The organism is Helicobacter sp. NHP19-012, assembly GCF_019703325.1.
In the GTDB taxonomy this organism is placed as follows: Bacteria; Campylobacterota; Campylobacteria; order Campylobacterales; family Helicobacteraceae; genus Helicobacter; species Helicobacter gastrofelis.
Genome location: NZ_AP024819.1, coordinates 1302986 through 1324151, shown reverse-complemented (window position 1 = coordinate 1324151; position 21166 = coordinate 1302986). Strand labels below are relative to the sequence as shown.

General features: G+C 49.8%; 21 protein-coding genes and 1 pseudogene. 4 read left to right on the top strand and 18 right to left on the bottom strand.

What is annotated here, in order from left to right:
* The 8 genes from obgE to rplU are packed head-to-tail and all read right to left on the bottom strand — an operon-like array spanning position 1 to position 6617.
* Entirely contained in the window at positions 1-966 is a 966-nt protein-coding gene (obgE, locus tag K6J74_RS06760) for a GTPase ObgE (protein WP_221271619.1), read from the bottom strand.
* Between the two features lie 16 nt (positions 967-982).
* Complete coding sequence (locus tag K6J74_RS06755; RefSeq protein ID WP_221271618.1) at positions 983-1753, bottom strand: ATP-binding cassette domain-containing protein; 771 nt, start codon at positions 1751-1753, stop codon at positions 983-985.
* Positions 1747-2604 carry an ABC transporter ATP-binding protein gene (locus K6J74_RS06750; RefSeq protein ID WP_260321573.1) on the bottom strand — a complete coding sequence of 286 codons (858 nt, stop codon included), beginning with the start codon at positions 2602-2604 and terminating at the stop codon, positions 1747-1749. Before K6J74_RS06750 ends, K6J74_RS06755 begins: the two co-directional genes overlap by 7 nt.
* Position 2605: 1 nt before the next feature.
* Positions 2606-3460, bottom strand: coding sequence for an ABC transporter permease (locus tag K6J74_RS06745; protein WP_221271617.1), 855 nt, complete (start codon positions 3458-3460; stop codon positions 2606-2608).
* Positions 3460-4464, bottom strand: a complete 1005-nt coding sequence (locus K6J74_RS06740; protein WP_221271614.1) for an ABC transporter permease — start codon at positions 4462-4464, stop codon at positions 3460-3462. The genes K6J74_RS06745 and K6J74_RS06740 overlap by 1 nt, the downstream gene beginning before the upstream one ends.
* 2 nt (positions 4465-4466) lie before the next feature.
* On the bottom strand, positions 4467-6029 hold the full coding sequence (locus tag K6J74_RS06735) for an ABC transporter substrate-binding protein (RefSeq protein ID WP_221271612.1): 1563 nt from the start codon (positions 6027-6029) through the stop codon (positions 4467-4469).
* 1 nt (position 6030) lies between these two features.
* Complete coding sequence (gene rpmA / locus K6J74_RS06730) at positions 6031-6291, bottom strand: 50S ribosomal protein L27 (RefSeq protein ID WP_221271611.1); 261 nt, start codon at positions 6289-6291, stop codon at positions 6031-6033.
* An 11-nt stretch (positions 6292-6302) separates the two neighbouring features.
* On the bottom strand, positions 6303-6617 hold the full coding sequence (gene rplU / locus K6J74_RS06725; RefSeq protein ID WP_053827728.1) for a 50S ribosomal protein L21: 315 nt from the start codon (positions 6615-6617) through the stop codon (positions 6303-6305).
* 125 nt (positions 6618-6742) lie between these two features.
* Here rplU and flgL point away from each other — a divergent pair, with 125 nt between their 5' ends.
* Complete coding sequence (gene flgL / locus K6J74_RS06720; protein WP_221271609.1) at positions 6743-9277, top strand: flagellar hook-associated protein FlgL; 2535 nt, start codon at positions 6743-6745, stop codon at positions 9275-9277.
* 11 nt (positions 9278-9288) lie between these two features.
* On the opposite strand, the gene K6J74_RS06715 is transcribed toward flgL, so the two are convergent.
* From K6J74_RS06715 to K6J74_RS06670, 10 genes are all read right to left on the bottom strand, one after another.
* The gene (locus tag K6J74_RS06715) at positions 9289-11394 is read right to left on the bottom strand and encodes an LTA synthase family protein (protein ID WP_221271607.1); all 2106 of its coding nucleotides are present in this window, start codon (positions 11392-11394) and stop codon (positions 9289-9291) included.
* Positions 11394-12149 carry an HpaA family protein gene (locus tag K6J74_RS06710; protein WP_221271606.1) on the bottom strand — a complete coding sequence of 252 codons (756 nt, stop codon included), beginning with the start codon at positions 12147-12149 and terminating at the stop codon, positions 11394-11396. Before K6J74_RS06710 ends, K6J74_RS06715 begins: the two co-directional genes overlap by 1 nt.
* Positions 12150-12217: 68 nt before the next feature.
* Positions 12218-12688 carry a cyclic pyranopterin monophosphate synthase MoaC gene (gene moaC / locus K6J74_RS06705; protein WP_221271605.1) on the bottom strand — a complete coding sequence of 157 codons (471 nt, stop codon included), beginning with the start codon at positions 12686-12688 and terminating at the stop codon, positions 12218-12220.
* Positions 12681-13208, bottom strand: coding sequence for a molybdopterin adenylyltransferase (gene mog, locus K6J74_RS06700; protein WP_221271604.1), 528 nt, complete (start codon positions 13206-13208; stop codon positions 12681-12683). The genes moaC and mog overlap by 8 nt, the downstream gene beginning before the upstream one ends.
* Positions 13205-13642 (bottom strand): molybdenum cofactor biosynthesis protein MoaE, encoded by a 438-nt coding sequence (locus K6J74_RS06695; RefSeq protein WP_221271603.1) that lies wholly within the window; start codon positions 13640-13642, stop codon positions 13205-13207. The genes mog and K6J74_RS06695 overlap by 4 nt, the downstream gene beginning before the upstream one ends.
* 2 nt (positions 13643-13644) lie before the next feature.
* Positions 13645-13866 (bottom strand): MoaD/ThiS family protein, encoded by a 222-nt coding sequence (locus tag K6J74_RS06690; protein WP_221271602.1) that lies wholly within the window; start codon positions 13864-13866, stop codon positions 13645-13647.
* A gap of 10 nt (positions 13867-13876) precedes the next feature.
* Positions 13877-15070: a molybdopterin molybdotransferase MoeA gene (locus K6J74_RS06685; RefSeq protein WP_221271601.1), complete on the bottom strand. Its 1194-nt coding sequence runs from the start codon at positions 15068-15070 to the stop codon at positions 13877-13879.
* A complete protein-coding gene (ribA, locus tag K6J74_RS06680; protein WP_221271600.1) occupies positions 15070-15645 on the bottom strand; it encodes a GTP cyclohydrolase II in 576 nt (191 codons plus the stop codon). Before ribA ends, K6J74_RS06685 begins: the two co-directional genes overlap by 1 nt.
* A 27-nt stretch (positions 15646-15672) precedes the next feature.
* The gene (locus K6J74_RS06675) at positions 15673-16281 is read right to left on the bottom strand and encodes a DUF3943 domain-containing protein (protein WP_221271599.1); all 609 of its coding nucleotides are present in this window, start codon (positions 16279-16281) and stop codon (positions 15673-15675) included.
* Positions 16282-17253: 972 nt separating this feature from the next.
* Positions 17254-17643, bottom strand: coding sequence for a hypothetical protein (locus K6J74_RS06670; protein WP_221271598.1), 390 nt, complete (start codon positions 17641-17643; stop codon positions 17254-17256).
* A 49-nt stretch (positions 17644-17692) separates the two neighbouring features.
* On the opposite strand from K6J74_RS06670, the gene K6J74_RS06665 reads away from it, so the two are divergent.
* The 3 genes and pseudogenes from K6J74_RS06665 (at position 17693) to queF (ending at position 21122) form a co-directional block, all read left to right on the top strand.
* Positions 17693-17941, top strand: a complete 249-nt coding sequence (locus K6J74_RS06665; protein WP_221271597.1) for an RNA-binding S4 domain-containing protein — start codon at positions 17693-17695, stop codon at positions 17939-17941.
* Between the two features lie 2 nt (positions 17942-17943).
* Positions 17944-20689, top strand: a pseudogene (gene ileS, locus K6J74_RS06660) (isoleucine--tRNA ligase).
* Positions 20682-21122 (top strand): preQ(1) synthase, encoded by a 441-nt coding sequence (gene queF / locus K6J74_RS06655; protein ID WP_221271594.1) that lies wholly within the window; start codon positions 20682-20684, stop codon positions 21120-21122. The pseudogene ileS and the gene queF overlap by 8 nt, the downstream one beginning before the upstream one ends.
* The last annotated feature ends 44 nt before the right edge of the window (positions 21123-21166 follow it).

Here is a 21166-nt window from a genome sequence, read left to right as displayed (position 1 = left end):
CTAGCCCAAATGCAGGGCTTGGGTCAAAAGCTGCAATAACTGCCCCGTGTTTTCAGTCGTGGCGGCTGAAATGGGCAGCACAAACTTAGCCTTTGGGTCGCTAAATTCGGGAACTTGTCCTGTATCCATTTTGTTTAACGCCACGCCAAAATCTTTTTGCGCTAACTCACTAGAGAAGTGTGCCAATTCGTGGCGGAGTTGCGTGTATTGCTCTTGGACATCGTAAGTGGTGTCGAGCACAAACAATAAAAACTTCGTGCGCTCCAAGTGGCGCAAAAAGTCTAGCCCCAAGCCTTTGCCCTCGCTTGCCCCGGAAATGATCCCGGGAATATCCGCCATCACAAACTCTTTAAACTGCCCAGCCTGCACCACGCCCAAATTGGGGATTAGGGTTGTGAAAGCGTAGGGGGCGATTTTAGGGCGGGCGTTTGAGAGCACACTAATGAGCGTACTTTTACCGGCATTTGGAAAGCCCACGAGCCCCACATGGGCGATGAGCTTGAGCTCTAGGCGCAGGTTTAGGCTCTGCCCTGCCATACCCTTTTGGGCGTAGGTGGGGCGTTGTTTGGACGCGCTCTTAAAGCGCACATTGCCAAGCCCCCCCTTGCCCCCTTTAAGCAGGGTGATTTGTGCCCCACTCTCCACTAAATCGCAGAGCAACCCCCCCGTATCGGCGTTGAAAATTTGCGTCCCGGGGGGGATAGAAATCACCAAATCCTGCCCCCTCTTGCCGCTGCAATTTTTAGGCCCACCGGGCGCGCCATTTTGCGCCTTGTAGTGCTTCTTGCCCCTAAAGGCACTGAGTGTGTCGCTGTTGCTATCCACTTTAAAGACAATGTCGCCCCCATCGCCCCCATCGCCCCCATCCGGTCCGCCCTCCATGACAAACTTTTCGCGCCTAAAACTCACACAGCCCGGCCCCCCCTTGCCCGAAGCCGCCACAATCTCTACGCAATCTACAAACATTGAAATAGAACCCTTTTTAGTCTTTGAATCGTTGTAACATTTTGTCTAGGTGGGGGACGGCGTTTAAAAGCTTCTTAGTATAGGGGTGTTTGGGGCTACCTAGCACACTCTCTACGCTGCCCTCTTCCACAATCACACCCCCCTCCATCACCAAAATACGATCGCTGATGTGCTCCACCACGCCCAAATCGTGGCTAATAAAAAGATAGCTTAAGCCCAGCTGGGCTTGCAAGTCTAGAAGTAAGTTTAAAATCTGCGCTTGGATAGACACATCTAGGGCAGATACCGGTTCATCGCAAATAAGCACTTTAGGCTTTAGGATTAATGCCCTTGCAATGCCGACTCTCTGCCTTTGTCCTCCGGAGAATTGGTGCGGATACCTTGTCGCCCACTCCTCTTTTAACCCCGTTTGCGCCATGATTTCTAGCACCCGCTTGTGCCTTTGGCTCTTGCTTAAATTCGTGTTTAAGAGCAAGGGTTCGGCGATGATGTCTTGGATACGCCAACGGGGGTTAAGGCTAGAGTAGGGGTCTTGAAAGACCATTTGCACGCTTTGGCGGTAAGCGCGCCACTCTTTAGCCCCAAACTTGCTTAAAGGCTTGCCCTCAAAGAACACCTCTCCCTCGCTGGCCGGCTGCATCCCCACGCAAATTTTAGCCGCCGTGCTCTTGCCACACCCGCTCTCACCAACTAAGCTCAAAATCTCTTTAGGCTCTAGCGTGAAGTTGATCCCTTTTAGCACCTCCAGCGCACCATAGGATTTTTTGAGATTTTCTGCTCTTAACATCGTATCTCTTTGGGGAAATCTAGGTAATTGACATTTTCATCCACGCTAGCTAGGCGGACTTTTCTTTGCCCGGGCTTTGGGATCGCCTCTAATAATGCCCTCGTGTAGGGGTGGCGTGGGTCGTTAAATAGGTCTTTGGCGCTGGCTTTCTCCACCACCTCGCCCTTGTAAAGCACGACCACGACATCGGCAAGTTGTGCGACCACGCCCAAATCATGCGTGATGAACAGCATGGCCATTTGCTTGCTTTGTTGCAGGCCTTGCATTAAATCTAGGATTTGGGCTTGGATTGTAACATCTAGGGCTGTGGTGGGCTCATCGGCGATGAGTAGATCCGGCGCACACGCCATTGCCATTGCGATCACCACCCTTTGGCGTTGCCCTCCGCTCAAATTGAAGGGGTAGGCGTTGAATTTATCTGCCCCAAGCCCAACCTGCCCCAAAGCCTGCATGCTCTTCTCTTTAACTTGCGCCGCGCTTAGGATGGGCTGGTGGATTTTAAAGACCTCGGCGACTTGGTAGCCAATCGTGTAGCTGGGGTTTAAACTTGTCATAGGCTCTTGAAAGACCATGCCAATTTGGCTGCCCCTTAAGGCCTGCATTTGCTTGGGGCTAAATTCTAAAAGGTTTTGCCCCTTAAAGAGAATCTGTCCGCCCACGACCTTGCCCGGGGGTTTAACAAGCCCCATGATCGACCATGCGCTCATGCTCTTGCCGCTCCCACTCTCGCCCACTAAACACACACTTTGCCCGGGTGCGACTGAAAAGCTCACCCCATCCACGGCTTTAACAAGCCCGTTCTTGGTGGAAAAGTAGGTCTGTAAGTCGGTAACTTCTAAGAGATTTGCCACGCTAAGACCTTTTGGGATCGAGCGCATCCATGATCGCATCGCCCACAAGGTTAAAGCCCATCACGGTTAGAAAAATCATGCACCCCGGGAAGACTAAAGTCCAAGGTGAAGTGGTGATGAATTGCAAAGCGTCCATGAGCATCGCACCCCACTCGGGGCTGGGTGGCTGGGCGCCTAGCCCCAAAAAGCTTAAACCCGCCGCTTCCAACACCGCCCCGGCAAAGCCCATAGTGGCTTGCACCACAAGTGGGGCGGTGCAATTAGGCAAGATCACCACAAACATTAAACGCCCATGCGAAGAGCCGTTGAGTTTGGAGGCTTGGGTGTATTCTTTTTGCTTTTCTGCCAACACGCTAGCGCGCACAATGCGGGCAAACCCGGGCACGCCCACGATCCCAATCGCCAGCATGGCATTGGTGAGCGAGGGCCCCAAGATCGCCACCACGATGATGATGAGTAGAATAGAGGGCAGGGAGAGCATGAGGTCCATAAAACGCATGGTGAGCATGTCGATCAAGCCGCCAAAGTAGCCCGCCACAAGCCCAAAGATGACCCCAAAGAATACGGCAATGCCCACTGCGACTACGCCAATGGTTAAGGAAATGCGCGCCCCATAGAGCAGGCGCGAGAGAATGTCGCGCCCCAAATCGTCCGTGCCCAGCCAATGCGCCCCACTGCCCCCCTCTACAAAGAAAGGCACCACAAGCCGCATTTTAGCGTCTTGCAAAGTGGGATCATAGGGGGCGAGCATGGGAGCAAAGAGGGCGCAAAAGACCAACACCATGAGCAAAAACAGCCCGACTAAACCGGCTTTATTCTGTTTAAAATTCTCCCAAAAGGCCTTGAAACGCTCCATTAACTCAGCCTGATCTGCGGATTGATGAAGGCGTAGAGAATGTCCACAACTAAATTCGCCCCCACGAAGATCACTGCCACAATGAGGCTGGAGGATTGGATGATGGGAAAATCTCTTTGGTTCAAGGCATTGACCATCCAGCGCCCCACGCCCGGCCACGAAAAGGTGGTCTCTGTGAGGATACTGCCCGCCAAAAGCCCAGCAAGCATGAGCCCCACCACGGTGGTTACTGGGATCAAGGCGTTTCTTAGGGTGTGGATAAGGATCACGCGCCAAGGGGGGCAGCCCTTGGCTTGTGCAGTGCGCACATAGTCCTCTTGCAAAACTTCGAGCATGCTCGCGCGGGTCATGCGCGCGATGATGGCAGTGGGGATCGTGGCTAGAGCGATGCTAGGCAACACCAAGTGGCGCAGCGCGTCAAAGAAGGCGGGCAAATTGCCGGCGATCAAACTATCGATCAAATAAAATCCCGTGGGTCCGTCTAAGTAGTAGGCATCGTTGAGCCGTCCAAAGACGGGAAACCAGCCCAGTTTCACGCTGAAAAAATAGATCAGCATTAGCCCTAGCCAAAACACGGGCATGCTCACCCCGGCCAAAGCAAAGCCCATGCTAAGATTGTCAAAGAGGCTATAGCGTTTAATGGCGGCTAAAATGCCTGTGGCTAGCCCCACAATAAGGGCGATAAAAAGCGCGCTTAAAGAGAGCTCCAAAGTTGCCGGGAAGCGTTGTAAAAACGCCTCGAGCACACTCTCACCTGAGACTAAAGAAGTGCCCAAATCTCCGTGCAAAATGTGGTTTATGTAGCTCAAATACTGCTCTAAAAGGGGCTTGTTTAAGCCCATTTGCTCCCTCAAGGCTTCTAGGGCTTCCTTATTGGCATGTTCGCCTAAAATCACCAAAGCCGGATCGCCCGGGACTAAATGCACCATGGAAAAAACCAAGACACTCACCCCAAATAAAGTGGGGATCGTCCATAAAATCCGCTTGAGCAAAAAAAGCAACATTTTTATTTAGAGAAGTAGACATGCGCAAAGCGGTTGATCTGCACCCCACTCACTTGATAGCCTTGCACACTCTTAAGCCGCGCCACAATGCTATAAGGGTAGGCTAGGGGCACCCAGGGGGCGTCGTTGTGGAAGACCTCTTGGGCTTTTTGATAAAGAGTGGCGCGTTTGGCTTGGCTGGAGAGATATTTGGCTTTTGTAACCAGCCTAGAGTAGGCATCACTCTTATAAAAAGAGCCGTTGCGCGTGGGGATCTCTGCCGCCGCCTCTTTGCTCCATAGAATATATAAAAAGTTGTCCGGATCGGGCGTGTCTGCCTTCCAGCCACTGAACGCCATTTTATGCTCGCCCATCGCCACTTTTTTAAGGTAGGTCCCCCACTCAAAAAATTCGATCCTCACTTGAATGCCGATCTTTGCCAATTGCGCTTGTATAAACTCGGCGGCTTGTTTGTTGTATTTGGAGGCGGTAAAAAGCGTGGTTTCAAAGCCATTAGAGTAGCCCGCCTTGGCTAAAAGCTCTTTGGCGACTTTTAAATCGTAGCCATAGGGTTTTATATCCTTGTTATACCCCCACATGGAGGGGGGCATGGGGTTGATGGCCGGCGTGGCGTAGTTTTCATACACGATTTTGACATAATCTTGTGTGTTGATGGCGTGGTTGATGGCTAGGCGCACGAGGCGGTTGTCAAAGGGCTTTTTCTCTAAATTTAAACTCATCCAAGTTACAAACAAGCCGGGTTTTTCATCCACAGCGATCCCGGGCAAGCTTGCCAAGCGAGGGATTTCGTTGCGATTAGGCGCGCTAATGATAGACACCTCCCCTCTTTGCAAAGCTAGGGCACGCACAGAGGGGTTAGGGATCACCCTTAGCACCACGCGGTCTAAATGCGCCTTAGGACCCCAATAGTCGTTGTTTTTTAAAAGCACGATTTTATCGTCCCTAAACCAGGTCGCTAATTTAAAAGGCCCCGTGCCTATGGGCTTTCTAGTAAGCTCATCCTCTTTATTTAGGTCTTTTAAGTGGGCGGCGTAGTCGGCACAAAGCACGCTTAAAAAATCCATGCCCAAATCCGCCAAAAAAGGGGCTTCGGGGTGTTTTAAGGTGAAGCGCACCGTGTATTTATCTAAGGCTTCGATTTTTTTAATGATGGAGGACATGCCCATGCTCGCCCAGTAGCCATAGGATTTTGCCCCTTTGTAGTAGGGCACTTTCCCCGTCTGCCGCTCAAAGGAAAAGAGCACATCTTTAGCGGTGAGCTCAGACTTTTCATCCCAGTAGCGGGTGGTTTGGAAGTAAACCCCGTGGCGTAAGTGGAAGGTGTAGGTGAGGCCATCTTTAGAAATCTCCCAGCTGCTTGCTAGGGCGGGCTCAATCTCAGTCGAGCCGTATTTAAAGCGCACTAAAGTTTCATAGATATTAGAAGTGGCGGCATAACTCTCCCCATCCACGACCAGCGCCGGGTCCATCCCCGAGCCATCCGCCCCCCTGGCGTAAATCAAGGTCCCGCCCTCTTTAGCCCACAAGCACAGACAGCTGAGGCAAAAAAGGGTTAGACTTCTCATATCAAGCCAATTTAGGAAATACGGAAACTTGTTTGCGGTGTTTGTCTTTGTGGCTGAAGTGCACCACGCCATCGATCAAGGCAAAAAGGGTATGGTCTTTGCCCAACCCCACATTTTTGCCGGGGTGCACTTTAGTGCCTCTTTGGCGCACGATGATATTGCCCGCCCGCACAAACTCCGAGCCAAACTTTTTAACGCCTAGTCTGCGCCCCGCAGAGTCGCGGTTATTCTGGGTGCTGCCCTGTCCCTTCTTGTGTGCCATGCTTTAATCCTTTATGCTACGATTTTTGTGATTTTGACGCGGGTGAAGTCGCGGCGAAAGCCTCGTTTAGTTTTGCTGTCCTTGCGGCGGCGTTTTTTAAAGATCACGACCTTTTTGCCCCGCCCCTCGTTGATGACCTCCGCCTCGATCTGCGCCCCATTGATGAAGGGACTTCCATAGGACACTTGCCCTTCTTTAGAGATGGTAAGCACCTCGTGGATTTGAAAATGCGTTTTAGGCTCTAAGCCCAGCCTGTCTAGCAAGACAACATCGCCCTCTTGCACCTTGTATTGCTTGCCCCCATTTTTAAAGACCGCATAAAACATATCTCCGCCTAAAATTAGAAATTAAAATTAGGGTCTATTCTAGCACAAGAAACCTAAAATTTTTCCTTAACGAAGTGGTATATATATTGCATGTTTGTATGGTAGATAATTGAAAAGGAAGTCTTATGCGCATCACCGATGGCAACCGCTACAACCAAATCAACTACTATCAAAATGCGCTCCAAAATAAGCTCAACACCGCCAACAACCAAATTGCCTCGGGGCTTAAGGCCGAGTATGGCTACCAAAATAGCCAAGTCAATAACCAAAACTTGAAATACGGCTTTGAATCCAACACCCTCGATCAAGCCCACGATGTCGCCCAAAGCGCCTACACTTCCACGCTCAACACCGACAAAGCCCTAACCGAGCTCTCCAGCACGATGGAGCAATTTAAAACGAAACTTATCCAAGCTGCCAGCGATGCACACTCCACGACCTCCCGCCAAGCCATCGCCCTAGACTTGCAAAAACTCAAAGAGCACATGATCAATGTTGCCAACACCTCGGTGGGGGGGGAGTATATTTTTGGCGGGAGCAAGGTCGACCGCCCCCCCTTTGATCAAGCGGGCAATTACTACGGCAACAACGAAAATTTAAATGCCCTGATCGGCTCCAATAATTTAATCCCCTACAATGTCAGTGGGCAGAACCTCTTCTTGGGCAAGGATGTAGACCGCCAAAAGATCATCACCGCCAACATCAAAAAGCTCAACCAAAGCAAGTTGCACCCGGATATCATGGACGCCTACAACCGCACCCAAAACCCGCAGGAAGTCTACATCAACGCCCAAGACACGCTGCGCGATCTTATTGGCGACACCGACAACGACCCTAGAAATGACAAACCCGAGATTTTTTATTTGCAAGGGGTGCGCCCCGATGGCAGTGCCTTTAAGGCAAAATTTGCGCTAGACAAGGGCTACAATAATAAAGACGATGCCACAAGAGTGCAGGATTTGCTCGATCAAATCGGCAAGGCGTATGGCAACACTTCCACGAACCAAGTCGTGCAGGTGTCCTTAAACGCATGGGGGGAGATTGAGATCAGAGATTTAACCCCGGGGCGCGCCACTTTAGACTTTCATATGATCTCTAGTGATAAAAATGTAGACAATTTAAATGATTTGTTCGCAAGTGGGGCAAGGGTGAGCACCTATGTAAAAAGCGCGTTTGTGGCTAACCGCTCGCTAGAGAGTTTGCAAAGCACGCTTTACCCCTACGATCACCGTATGCACGACATCAAAAGTGCCTTCATCACCACAGACGACAACACCCCCGCCACCAGAAACACCCCCTTAAAGGACATTCTAGGTCCTAGTGTGGCAAGCCTTAAAATTGAGGGCACGCGCCCCAATACGCCCGATGGTCGCGTGGATGAAACCCCTCTAGAGCCCTTGATTTTAGCCATCACCCCCAACACCACCATGCAGGATTTAATGGATGGGATCAAAAGCCACTTTGGGGGCAAGCTGGATGTGGAGCTCTCTAACGATGGACATTTAAGAATCGTGGACAACAATGTCCGCAACAAGGCGCACGATAGCAACAAACCCCCTTTTGATGGCCCAAGTGGCTTTAGCCTTAAAATCACCAGCCTAGACGCAAAAGGTGCGCCAACTGAAGCCCTGCCCCTAGATTACGCCGACACCTACAAGCAAACCTACTTCAGCCGCCAAGGGGCGTATTTACACAGCAATGTGTCCCAAATCGTGCCTAAGAGCATGGATTATGCCACAGGAGCAAGCACCCTAGCCTCTGTGATGGGCGCAAAAATCACCCAACAAGACTACACCATGGTGCTTAAAGACGACAACGGCGTGGATATAACCGCCCAGCTGCACCTAAGCCCCGGGGGGGCATTTTTAGATCTGCCCAAAAAAGAGGGCGGGGTGTATCACATTCCCCTTTATAATAGAGATGATAAAACCCCCAGCTTGACTAAACCCAACGACTTCACCTACCGCCAGCTGATGGATGCGATGAGCCTAGCCTTTAATTTCAGTAACAGTGACCCCAAGGAATACGAGCAAGCCCAAAGCAACGCCCCCTCTAAGGCGAGCAAGGACGCGTTTTTATCCCTCTTAAAACAGGCGGATGCAAGGGTGGATGTTAGCCTGAATGATCGGGGGCAGGTGCAAATCCACGACAAAATACACTCCCAGACCCCCATGCAATTTATGTTTTACGACAACAAGGCGAGCGACTTTAGCCCCGAGAGCTTAAGACGCGACACGCCTGCCATCCGTCTTAATGCCAACAACGCCCCCACGATCGACACCCCCCACATCCACTTTTTCAAGCAATTAGACCAAGTGATCCAAGCGGTAAGCGAGGGGATCGACCGCCCTGATAGCTTGCAAGGCTATGGGCCAGAAATGCGTAACATTGGGATACAAAATGGGATCGCCCTAATCGATCACTTGAGCGATCACATTGAAAAGATCATCGCCTCCAACGGGGCACACAGCCGCAACTTCTCCCATGTCATGCGCCGCAACGAGGTGTTGAAAAACCAAGTCGAGTCGATCCGTGCCGACACCACCGGCACCGATGTTGCCCAAACTTATAACAAGTTCGCCCAACTGCGCAACAATTACGACGCGTCCTTAGCCTCAGCGAGTAAAATCAACCAAATGAGCCTCACAAATTACATGTAAGCCTCAAGCCCCTATTTTAAAATGGGGCCTTTAAAGAGATAGTGCCAGCTAAGGCCATTGGCAATTTGTTTTTTATCCTTAAGTTCCTTAGCTAGGGTGGTGTCTGCCTCTAAAAGCGGGGCTTTCACCCATGCGTGCTCTTTGACATACAAGAGCGCGCCGCTATCTGTATAGACAAAATCCAGCCCGCTTTTTTGGCTCTGTCCTGCCACCGCCTCAAAGCCTAGGGCAAAATCCTTAGATTGCCCCCACACAAAAGGTTTTCTAATGGCGCAATCTTTGCCACCACTGCTCGCGTTGCTAAAAAGGGGTTTGCCAAAGCTCGCGTATTTGTAGCCCTTGGGGGCGACCAGCTCCATAATCGTGGGGGCGATGTCGATGTGTGAGCCGATGCAAGTAGTAAGTTTGGGTGTGAGGCTGGGGGCATAGATGATTAGGGGCACGCTCTTAGTCCAGTAGTAGTTGTCCTTAGCATAGACAAAACTGCGGTCAAAGTGATCGCCCGTGATGACAAAGAGCGCATTGGGGAATTTGGCACTGGCTTTTTTAATGAAGTCCACTAGGATTTTGTCATACCAATACACATGCCCTAAGAAAATTGCATCTGGCATGTTTTTGTCCTTAGAGTGGGCGACAAAGTCTTTGATCTTCTCTATAGGCACGCCAAAGGCTTTTAAATTGACATTGCGAGTGGGGTGGTTACTTAGGGTCATCACCATGCTAAAGGTTTTCTTATCCGTGGGGGTGTTGTTTAAGATGTAATCAAAAAGCACATTGTCGTGCACGCCCCAGTCGCTTTCTAAGGGGCTGGGGTAAGCTTTGGGGTTGATCTTTAGTTGTTCTTTTGCAAAGTCTATTAAATAGGTGTTGAACACAAAATGATCAAAACCTTCTTTCTTGCTGAAACGATCGAGCCTATTCCAAATCCCGCTGCCCCCATAGTAAAAGGTGGTGTCAAAGCCTAGCCCCTTCATTTGGTTACCGATGGCAGTGGGTAGGCTTGGGATATTCACGCTCATATTGACAAAGTTCGTATCGTTGAGGTCAAAGAGCCCCGTGAGCTGCACATCGAGGCTTTTAACCGTGCGTCTGGCATTTTCTATGAATAGGGGGAAGATAAAGCCGTGTTGCTGGTCATTGAGGCTCTTTAGGGCACTGACTAAGTGGATCGCATCAAAGCGTGGATCGAAGTGCCAGCTAGAGAGCGATTCGGACACGATGTAAAAAACATGTTGGATCGTGGGGGGAGTAGGGTTTTGGCTAGTGTGGCTTAAGAGTTTTCTTAAATCTAGGGGGAGCTTGGTGGTGGGGGGCAGATTGAAGTAGTCGATACTGGCTTGCAATAAGCTTTTATTAGTGAAACTAGAAAAGTGGACATTTTGGCTACTTTTATAACCCTTAAAAACTAAATAAAGGTTTCTAAAAGCCCCTATGGTTACTTGGCGCAAAAAGGGGTCTTTGGCAGGTTTAGTGATGAGATCTAGCGACACTTCAGTTAAAGCCAAACGCGAGTTGATGCAATAAAGAGTCCACACAGAGAAACTAGCCACTAAAAGACCGCACACGGGCTTAAAGGGTAGGCTTTGAAACCCACTAGCAAGTTGCTCCACTTTATGCACAAATTTATGGTAGATAAAACCCACCAGTAGACTACATACAATCCACACAAACACTTTAGTGGGGATATGGTATTCGCTATGCAGTGCCATGCCCATTAAGATTTTGGGGGTTTGGTTAAACGCATCTAATAAATTCGTGTCGAACGCCACGCCATAAATCTCGTAGTAGGTGATGTTTGCCACTTGCAAGAACAAACAAAGGACCAGCACAAATAGGGCAAAAATGTGGGCGGCTTTGGCACGCACTAGGGCAAGGATTAAGAAAATCAAAGAAGCCGCCGCCGCAACTCTATTGTCGTATTTAAAGCCATCTTTGAGCACTTGAGCGATTTGATCGAAGGGTAGGGGGTGGCTAAGTGCGCCCTCGTAAAGCCCGCTATAAAGAATGAAACCTAGACGCAGTAGGCTTAAAAAGAAACTCAAAAAAAGGCTGAAAGCAAGGGCAATTAAAAGGGCTTGGATTGCCCGTTTAGCCCAATCTAAACGGGGAGATAACATCAGTATTTGCGTTGGGCTTTTAGATCAGCAATGTCTTTAGCGTAGGCTTGGATCTTCTCTTGGGTCATTTTGGCGTCAATTTTGGCGAGCACGGCACTAAAGATCGTGTTGAGTGCCTTTTTCACGGCATCGTTGGAGTCGTCTTTACCTTTATACAGCGAGCTTAAAAGCCCCCCGGTGTGCTCGGAGCGCGTGGATTTTATAAAAGGCTCCCTCACATCAATTTCGCTCAGATCAATCATGAACGAATCCACTGCCTCCCCACTCTCGGGCTCAATGAAGACCACTTTAATGTAGCCCATTGCCAAAAGTGCACCTTTGGTTACATCCATGCCTGTGGAGAAAATAAGCCCGGGGCTAGATTTCTTCTGCTCTGTGGTTTTGGGGTCGGGTCTTAACACCACCTCCCCGCTGATCTCTAGTCCTAAATAGTTATCGCGTTTTTGCGAAAAGGTCAAGTCATTTTTATCGCTCACATCTAAGATCGTGGCTTTGTAGCCTTGATTGTCTAGCAGAGCTTGGATTTTTAGAGTGAGCTGCCTTTTAAAGCGGGCTTCATACTCTTTAGCGATGTTGTCGCTGTATTGCAACAAGGGCTTTAAGATCATGATCTGTTTGTGCGTGGCGGGGGCTTTAGCGGTGCTACTCTTATAAGCCAAGCGCAGAGGGACATTATTTGTAACCGTAATATTTGGCCCACAGCCCACAAAAGCGACAGCCAACCCCACCCCGATAAGCCATGTTTTTAGTCGCATCTGTTCTCCTTGAATTAGCGTAGATTTTTTAGATAAAGCCCTTATTATAGCGCATTTATGCTAATAGCTTAAGAGCCCTTATAATCCCCACTTTTGCCCCCACTCTTAGATTCTAGGCGCACATCGCTAATCACCATGCCCTTATCCACCGCTTTAGCCATGTCATAAATCGTTAAAAGCCCCACACTCACGCCCATAAGTGCCTCCATTTCTACGCCCGTTTGCCCCGTGTAGGTTACAGATACAAATAGCTTAAAGGCACAAAGTTCTTCTAACTCCTGCACCTGCACCTGCACGCTAGAGAGGTTTAGAGGGTGGCATAGGGGGATTAAAGAGCTGGTTTGTTTAGCCCCCATGATCGCAGCGATGATGGCGGTTTGCAGCACGGGTCCCTTTTTGATGGTCTGCCCCACAATGGCGTTGTAAGCATCAGCGCTCATAGAAATCTGCCCGCTGGCAACCGCCTTGCGCTCTGTGTGCGCCTTGTCCCCTACATGCACCATTGTGGGGTGTTGGTTGCTGTCTAGGTGGCTAAGCATTTTTGGGGCGAAAGACCTTAATGTTCTCAGGGTTTGCCTCAATGTAGGGACCCCCGATCAAATCAATGCAGTAAGGAATGGCCGGAAACACCGCCTCTAAACACTCCCTAATGCTCTTGGGCTTGCCGGGCAAATTGACAATGAGGCTAGAACCGCAAATGCCCGCACTTTGGCGCGATAAAATCGCCGTGGGGACATATTTTAAGCTCGTGGCGCGCATCAGTTCCCCAAAACCGGGCAACATTTTAGAACACACCGCTTTAGTGGCTTCGGGTGTAACATCCCTTGGGGCGGGTCCTGTGCCCCCTGTGGTGGCAATCAATGCGCAAGTTTGGCTAAGCTCTTTTAAAGTCTGCTCTAATACAGTCTGCTCATCTGGCAAGAGGCGGTAGATAAACTCTAGGGGGTTTAAAATGTATTCACTTAAAACTTCTTTAATGGCTAGCCCGCTCAAATCCTCGTAAATACCCGTGCTGGCGCGATCGCTTGCCACCACCACGCCGATATTGATTGTTGTCATTGCAGTAATCCGCTCCCTTTCAATGGATGGCTTCGATCCTTGGCGTAAATCTTTTGCCCATTTCTTAAATCGTATTTGTAAATGGGGGCGTTGTGCTTGAAATCCTCAATAAAGGGGGCGTACAGCTCCAACGCCTTTTGGCGGTGTGCGCCCATTAGCCCTGTCATGTAAGAGCCTTGCCCCACCAAGACATCGCCCTTTGAGTGCGCCAAACACAAATACACCCCTTGCGCTTTCGCCCGCTCTTGCCATGTGCCAAACCACGCCTCAAATAAGGGCATGAACACCTCAAAACTCAAGCCCTCTAGCCCCTCTTCAGGGCGCACAAAGCCGCTAAAGACGCACAACGCCCCTAGATTTTGCTCCACACAGAGTTTAGACCAAGCTCCATAAAGGGCGTTTGTGTTAAGCGCACCCTCCACAACCTCCAACACGCCTAGCCCCCGCACACGGGCGGTAAAATGACGACCTCATCGCCCGCCTTTAAGGGGGTGTTGGCATCCTCCACGAGCACGCCATTAATGGCAACCGCGCTCATCGCAAGCCATGGCTTGATCTGCGCCTTTTCGTGCAAGATTGCCCGCAAGTCCTTTAAATTCGCAATGTCTAATTCTAGGCTCTCCTCTTTGATCGGCCCTAAAAAACGCACAGACACCATATCAAACTCCTTAAAAAATGTAGTGCAGCAAGAGCGGCACAGCACTGCCCTTTTTGTAAGTCCGCCCCCCCTCTTCAAGCACCAACAAGCCGCTGTGGCCATCGTGCAAATGCGCCCTAGGGCGTAGGCTCGCAAAGTAGCGCCCCCCTTTCAAACACACCGCACACGCCAAAAACTCCATGCGCTCCTCGTGCTTTTCAAAATCCTCCTCTAAAGTGGCTTCTTGGAAGGGTGGGGCGTAGGGGGTGTTGAAGAGTTTGGCAAAGACCGCCGCCCCAAAGAGATAAAAAGTGAGCGCAGCAGCGGGGGGGTTGCCCGGTAGCGCAAGCAAGGGCTTATGCGTGCCGTCTTTGGCGCAAATGCTGTAAGCCACGGGCTTACCCGGCTTGATCTTTGCCCCCTTAAAGGCGATCTCGCTCACATTGGCGATCGCGTGCTGGGTGAAGTCAAAATCCCCCTTGCTCATCCCCCCCGTGGTCACGACCATGTCGCAATCTCTAAAGGCGTGGCATATGGCTTGCTCGATGCTCTCTTGCTTGTCGGGCAAGAGCGGGTAGAGCACGCCCTCGCCCCCTAGACTCTCAGCCATCGCCTTTAGCATGTGGTTATTCACGCTACGCACCCCCTCAATGGGTGCGCCCACCTCCACAATCTCTGCCCCCCCGCTTAAAATCCCCACACGAGGCCTTTTATACACCTGCACGAAGACTTGGTTGTGCTCGGCGAGTGCACCTATGCCATAGGGTGTGATTTTATCCCCTTTGGCAAGCACCACCGCCCCCTTTTTATACTGCGAGCCTATGGGGCGAATCCAATCGTACTTGCCATTTTTATGTGTTAAAAATATCCGCTCGGCCTGTTCTTGCACCTCTTCCACAATCACAAGCGCATCCGCGCCTATGGGCATTTTCGCTCCCACAAAGGTTTTAAAGGTGCACCCGGGTTTTAACATGGGGGGTTCTTGCAGGCTAGCAGGGTTGATCCCCTGCACCAAGAGCCCCTGGGTTTGCAACAAGCCCAAATCCTCCAATCTAAAGGCGTAGCCATCCATGTTTGCGGTTGGGTGGACGGGGCTGTCTTTGGGGGCTAAAATGTCCTCAGCCAACACACGCCCTAGGGCGTCTGCAAACAAGACCTTTTCACTGCCAAGAGGGGTTAAAAAACTCGCCCCAATGACCTCTAGGGCTTCATTAAAGCTTAACATTAGAGCAAATGCCCCATTTTGAGCTTCTTAGTCTGTAGGTAAGCGTGGTTGTGGCAGTTGCTGGGCACTAAAATGCTGCAACGCTCGACCTCTACAAACGCCTCAAGGGCTTCTATTTTCTTGGGGTTGTTGGTGAGTAGGCGGATTTTACTAATGCCGTAGTGCGTGAAAATATGTTTTACGATCGTGTAGTCACGCTCATCATCTTTAAAGCCGATCGCCTCGTTCGCCTCGATGGTGTCATAACCTTGATCCTGCAAAGCGTAGGCGTTGATTTTGTTAAACAGCCCAATGCCCCGCCCCTCTTGGCGTAGGTAAATGAGCATCCCCCCCTCTTTGCTGATGCGCTCGAGTGCCATTTTCAACTCCCCCCCGCAGTCGCATTTTTGCGAGCTAAACACATCGCCGGTGAGGCACTCTGAGTGCACCCTCACTAAGGGCAGATCGCCCAAATCTTTAGTGAAAACCACCAAATGGTCTAACTCCAACGCCCCCCGTTGTTCTTTAAAGGATTGTAAGCAGAAGTCGCCAAAGGGGGTGGGCAACTTGGCTTGGTTAGAAACTTGAAATTGCATTAAAACCTCACTTCATGGGGGTTGAATTTAGCATTTTGGGGTGTCTTGTTGGTAAACGGCGTTTTTATTGCATATCCCACAAGCTCTAGCAAAGCCGAGTTTTTGGATGCTAAAGCCGATGAAATCTAAGAAAAAGAGCGCACAGCCCACGAAAAACTTAGGCAGTTTGTTGGACCTTTGTAGCCTCTGGCTGATGCGGTAGAACACCTCGCCTACGAGCGGGCCTAGGGTGGGGGTGCAGATCAAGTCTTGGATGCTGGGGATTTCGACAAACGCCTCTAGTCCATACTCCCAAAAAAAGGTCGACACCAACGCCGTGAACAACACCCCCGTAAAAAACTTATACCCCGCCACACGGGCTTGCATGAAATAAATCGCCCCAAAATAGGGGTGCAAGACCCAATTAAAAATGAAGAGATCGTTGTCAAACACAGGGCCTAAATGGACATTCTCAAGCCAACTCATCAGCCCGAATTTTTGCTTCGTCCAATGCGTTACGCTCTCTGGCATTAAATACAGCCCAATGATGCCTATCACGAAGGCGATCCCCAAGCACGCCACACTCAAACTTAAATAGCGCAGGCGGTGGTTAGGCACAAAGGCTAAACCTTTTTGAAAGAAATAACGGGATAACAAAAAACACCTCTTGACCTAAGTTTTAGCCTATAAAGTTTCGATTTTTGCACAAAGAAACTTAAAACAAGCCCAAAGCTTGACTTGGATCACATTATTAGGTTTTCTTAAAAGAGATATAAGGCCATCATCACTTTGCACGCTACAAACAACGAGTATTAGAAAATAAGATCTAATCTAACCTCAAGGGCTGCACAAAGCCTACAAGTGTCGTCCAAACTCTCCTTAATTGATACATCTCTTTGGAAAAAGAGTTAGAGCTACTACACCAAACCACCGCCCCTAACTAGATCCATGTAGTGGTTAGCAGGGGGAAAGATAAGTATCAGTGATGGCAACTACTGCAAACAACAGTGAGTAAAAGCTTGTAAGCTAATACTAGCGAAAATGGAATTGTAAGCAATATCGATGAGAAATCAACAAAAATAAATTTTAGATAGCTTGTTTGACAAGTATTATTGTAGAACTGTCGCTTGTTTTTTGATCCGTATCTTGGTTTAATCCCTCGAAGTTGCGATTTTTGAAAAAAAGATGCATAGGGAGCTAGAGGCTATTAAAACGCAAAGTGATAAGAAAATAGCTGAACGGCAAGCGGTCGATGAGGTTTTAGATCAGCGCATTTATAACAGGAGGGCAAGAGCCCAGAGAAGTTAGGGTAACAAAAGAAACACAAAGGCTCCAAGAGCTCAAACAAAACCTTGCTAAACCCCAACCAAAAACAAGACAATCTTACAGCTTTAAAAAAGCCTGATTAATGGGCAACATTGCCTCCATCAACTTCAAGCCCACAAAGAACCCTATCCAAGAGAAACACAGCGATCGCTGTGTTGCCCCTAGTCATGTGCTCAAGAGTGGGGTAACATCAAGCGCATCCGCACTGGTAGAATTTACCTTAATTTTAGCCGTTTGTGCCTCCAAATTTAGAGTATTTTGCGCCTTAACCTGTGCCGTGTCGCACTCCACCTTAATGCTCTTTTACGCCTTGAGCGTAGCGGTTTCACATGCAATGACCAAGTCTTTGAGGCTGAGAACCTTCAACACCTCATCGCAATAAGTGGTGGTTGTGCCATCCTTGTATTTGATGATCTGGGTGTCCTCTTTTTGGCTGTCCTCCACCTCTTGGGGCAAAATAGAAGTGCCCAGCACGAGCCCAAAGCGCCCCATTTTAAGATAAAGGGCGGTTTCGCCGATTGTGGGTGGGCTGTAGCTGGCTTTAAACTGATTATGCACCTGCGTATATGGGACAAAATCGCCAATCGTGTTATTGTAGCGGACCTTCACGCTGGATTTTTTGACCTCGACAATTAACAGGTGCTCTTTAAAGATTGCTTGTTTTACCATAAAACTTTCAAAAGTGTTACGCACTACAAAGTGCAAAAGCCCATTTTTAGCCACAGCTTGCTAGAATGAAAGAATGCGTATTGATAAATTTTTAAACGCCACCAACATCACCAAAAGGCGCGCCATTGCGCTGGACATGCTAAATGAGGGCGTGGTTGCCTTAAATGGGCTCAAAGTCAAGCCGAGCAAAGAGGTGAAGGTCGGGGACATCATCGCCATCACCTACTTAGAGCAAACCAAACGCTACGAGGTTTTGGCGATCCCCACGCTCAAAACCATCCCCAAAGCTCAAAGCCATCTATACATTAAAATTTTGGATTAACAATGGACTACAAAGACACCCTGATTTTACCCACCACCACTTTCCCCATGCGCGCAAACTTGGGCGCAAACGCCCCGAAAGTCTATGTCAAATGGCAAGAAGAGAGCGTGTATGCCCACATGCAAGCCAAGCGCAAGGGGCAAGAGAGCTTTAACCTGCACGATGGCCCGCCCTATGCCAATGGGCATTTACACATCGGGCATGCCTTGAATAAAATCCTCAAAGATGTCGTGGTCAAGCACCGCTATTTTGCGGGCTTTTGCGTGGATTACACCCCCGGTTGGGACTGCCATGGCCTGCCCATCGAACAGCAAGTGGAGAAAGAATTTAAAGATAAGGACAATGTCCTAGAGTTTCGCAAACGCTGCTACAGCCACGCTAAAAAATTCATAGACATCCAAAGAAATGAGTTTTTACAGCTGGGCGTGGTGGGCGATTATGAAAAACCCTATGAAACCCTAGACTACGCCTTTGAGGCGAGCATTTATGGCATGCTTTGCATTGTGGCGCAAAAGGGGCTACTTAAACAACGCTTTAAGCCCGTGTATTGGAGTTGGGCGTGCCAAAGCGCGCTGGCAGAGGCCGAGGTGGAGTATAAGGACAAGCAGTCTGATTCGATCTTTGTCGCCTTTAATTTAGCCCCCCAAAGTGCCGCCTTTTTAGCTAAAGAGGCGCATTTTAGCGTGGAGCAAACCCCTAAAGACCTTGCCTTGGTGATCTGGACGACCACGCCTTGGACCCTGCCTGCCAACGCCGCCATCGCCCTAAAGCCCAAGACCACCTACGCCATCACTTCAGCCGGGCACATTGCCGCCCTAGAGCTTGCGCCCAAACTCTTAGAAAAGGGGATTTTAAAGGGTGAGATTGTCGGTAGTTTTGAGAGCGATCTTTTAGAAAAACACGAAGCGATCAACCCCTTAAATGGGCGCGCTTCGCTTGTGGTGCTAGGTAACCACGTGAGCCTAGAAGAGGGCAGTGGAGCGGTGCACACGGCCCCCGGGCATGGCGAAGAGGACTATTTTTTAGGGCTGGATTATGGCTTAGAGGTGCTCATGCCCGTGGATGACTTCGGGCGTTATGATGAAGAAATCCTAGAAAAAAAAGCTTTTGCCACAGGAGTTTTTAGGCGCGCATGTGCTTAAAATCCAGCCCAAAATCCTAGAGCTCTTGGGTGAAAATCTCTTGCACCACAGCGTGATCACCCACTCCTACCCGCATTGCTGGCGCACCCATGAGCCGGTGTTATACCGCGCCACCACGCAGTGGTTTATCCTCATGGACGAGCCCTTTTTACAGCCCGACGGAAGCAAAAAAACCCTAAGACAGGTCGCCTTAGAGGCGATCGAGGCCGTGGAGTTCTACCCCAAACAGGGCAAAAACCGCCTCAAGGCGATGATCGAGCAGCGCCCCGATTGGTGTGTGAGTCGGCAGCGCAGTTGGGGCGTGCCGATGGCGTTTTTCGTGGATAAGGAGAGCCAAGAGCCCTTGTTTGAGCCTGCGATTTTAGAGCATATCAAAGGTATTTTTAGCCAAAAGGGGTGCAATGCGTGGTGGGAGGCTAAGACTGCCGACTTGCTGCCCCAAGACCTCAAGCACCTCGCCCCCAAGTTGGAGAAAAACCCACATATTTTGGATGTGTGGTTTGACAGTGGGAGCACCTTTAAGGCGGTGTGTGAGGAACGCCTGAAACTCTACCCCAGCGGCCTTGTGCTTGAGGGCAGCGACCAGCACCGTGGGTGGTTTCAAAGCTCCTTGCTTTTAAGTTGTATCGCCCACTCTAAAGCCCCCTTTAAAGCAGTGTTGACCCACGGCTTTACGGTGGATGAGAAGGGGCATAAAATGAGTAAATCTAAGGGCAATGTCATTTCCTTAGAGCATATCTTAAACACTTATGGCAGCGATATTTTGCGTTTGTGGGTGGTGCTGAACGACTATCAAAACGACCTAAGCGTGAGCGATGCCTTCTTCAAGCAAACCGCCGACAGCTACAAAAAAATCCGCAATACCTTGCGCTTCTTGCTCGCCAACATTGCGGATTTAGAGAGTTTAAGCCCCCTAAACCCCCTAGATGAATGGATTTTGGCCCAAAGCGCGCAAGTCTTTAATCAAGTGCAGGCGCATTTTCAAGGCTACGACTTTGTTAAGGGCTTGCAAAAACTCTTGGCGTTCATCGCTAATGAGCTGAGCGGTATTTACATGGACATTTGCAAGGACAGCTTGTATTGCGACGGCAAAAACAGCCCCAAAAGACGGGGGATACAAACCGCCATGTTGCACTTAGCCCACCAACTCAGTTTTACCTTAGCCCCCATTTTGACCTACACCATTGAGGAAGTCTTTAGCCACGCCAGCTCCCTATTTAAAGAGGTGGCATTAAGCGGAACAAGCGTCTTTGATTTAAAAGAGCCCACCCTACACCCCAATGAGGCTCTGCTTGAAGAGTTTAAAGCCCCCTTGCACCTACGCACCCTCTTTAGCGAAGCCCTAGATTGCCTCAAAAAAGACAAGCAGGTTAAAACCTCTTTAGAGCTAGAAATCCATCTCAAAGAGCCGGACGACTTCAAGCATTACGCCGAATGGCTGATGGTTTCTAGCGTGTGCGCCAAGCAAGACAACGCCCTACTAGACACCCCCGCCTTCACGCTTTACAAAGCCAAAGCGCATAAATGCCCCCGCTGTTGGCAATTTACCAGCCACAGCGCGCTAGAACCCTGCGCTCGTTGCGCTAAGGTGCTAGAACATGCCTAATTACGACCTACACCACTTGGGGGCTAAAACCCCCTACATTGACAAATACGACCCCACCCTATTAGAGGCCTTTGCCAACCCCCACCCAAGCCTAGACATTTTCACCCGCTTAGTGAGCGCGGAATTTACCAGCCTCTGTCCCATCACCGCCCAGCCCGACTTCGCCACCATTTACATTAACTACATTGCTAACTTAAAAATGGTGGAGAGTAAGTCCTTAAAACTCTACCTCTTCAGCTTCCGCAATGAGGGGATGTTTGGGGAGGATTGCGTGGGTAAAATCTTAAACGACCTAGTCGCCTTACTTCAGCCCAAATATTTAGAGGTGTTAGCCAAGTTCACCAAGAGGGGCAGCATTGCCCTAGAGCCCTTTGTCAACTATGCCGCCCCCGACTACGCGGATTTAAAAAGGCAGAGATTAGGAAGATATTAGGGATTATCAAATTCTTTAAACACGCAACCCCCCCAAACTTTAGC

Bases quoted from the DNA above. Each gene is read 5' to 3' on its own strand.
- K6J74_RS06665 (WP_221271597.1), top strand. From the start codon at position 17,693: ATGCGTATTGATAAATTTTTAAACGCCACCAACATCACCAAAAGGCGC.
- K6J74_RS06685 (WP_221271601.1), bottom strand. From the start codon at position 15,070: ATGTTAAGCTTTAATGAAGCCCTAGAGGTCATTGGGGCGAGTTTTTTA.
- flgL (WP_221271609.1), top strand. From the start codon at position 6,743: ATGCGCATCACCGATGGCAACCGCTACAACCAAATCAACTACTATCAA.
- obgE (WP_221271619.1), bottom strand. From the start codon at position 966: ATGTTTGTAGATTGCGTAGAGATTGTGGCGGCTTCGGGCAAGGGGGGG.
- K6J74_RS06735 (WP_221271612.1), bottom strand. From the start codon at position 6,029: ATGAGAAGTCTAACCCTTTTTTGCCTCAGCTGTCTGTGCTTGTGGGCT.
- K6J74_RS06740 (WP_221271614.1), bottom strand. From the start codon at position 4,464: ATGTTGCTTTTTTTGCTCAAGCGGATTTTATGGACGATCCCCACTTTA.
- K6J74_RS06710 (WP_221271606.1), bottom strand. From the start codon at position 12,149: ATGCGACTAAAAACATGGCTTATCGGGGTGGGGTTGGCTGTCGCTTTT.
- moaC (WP_221271605.1), bottom strand. From the start codon at position 12,688: ATGCTTAGCCACCTAGACAGCAACCAACACCCCACAATGGTGCATGTA.
- K6J74_RS06690 (WP_221271602.1), bottom strand. From the start codon at position 13,866: ATGGTGTCTGTGCGTTTTTTAGGGCCGATCAAAGAGGAGAGCCTAGAA.
- K6J74_RS06715 (WP_221271607.1), bottom strand. From the start codon at position 11,394: ATGTTATCTCCCCGTTTAGATTGGGCTAAACGGGCAATCCAAGCCCTT.
- ribA (WP_221271600.1), bottom strand. From the start codon at position 15,645: ATGCAATTTCAAGTTTCTAACCAAGCCAAGTTGCCCACCCCCTTTGGC.
- K6J74_RS06745 (WP_221271617.1), bottom strand. From the start codon at position 3,460: ATGGAGCGTTTCAAGGCCTTTTGGGAGAATTTTAAACAGAATAAAGCC.
- rpmA (WP_221271611.1), bottom strand. From the start codon at position 6,291: ATGGCACACAAGAAGGGACAGGGCAGCACCCAGAATAACCGCGACTCT.
- K6J74_RS06755 (WP_221271618.1), bottom strand. From the start codon at position 1,753: ATGTTAAGAGCAGAAAATCTCAAAAAATCCTATGGTGCGCTGGAGGTG.
- rplU (WP_053827728.1), bottom strand. From the start codon at position 6,617: ATGTTTTATGCGGTCTTTAAAAATGGGGGCAAGCAATACAAGGTGCAA.
- queF (WP_221271594.1), top strand. From the start codon at position 20,682: ATGCCTAATTACGACCTACACCACTTGGGGGCTAAAACCCCCTACATT.
- mog (WP_221271604.1), bottom strand. From the start codon at position 13,208: ATGACAACAATCAATATCGGCGTGGTGGTGGCAAGCGATCGCGCCAGC.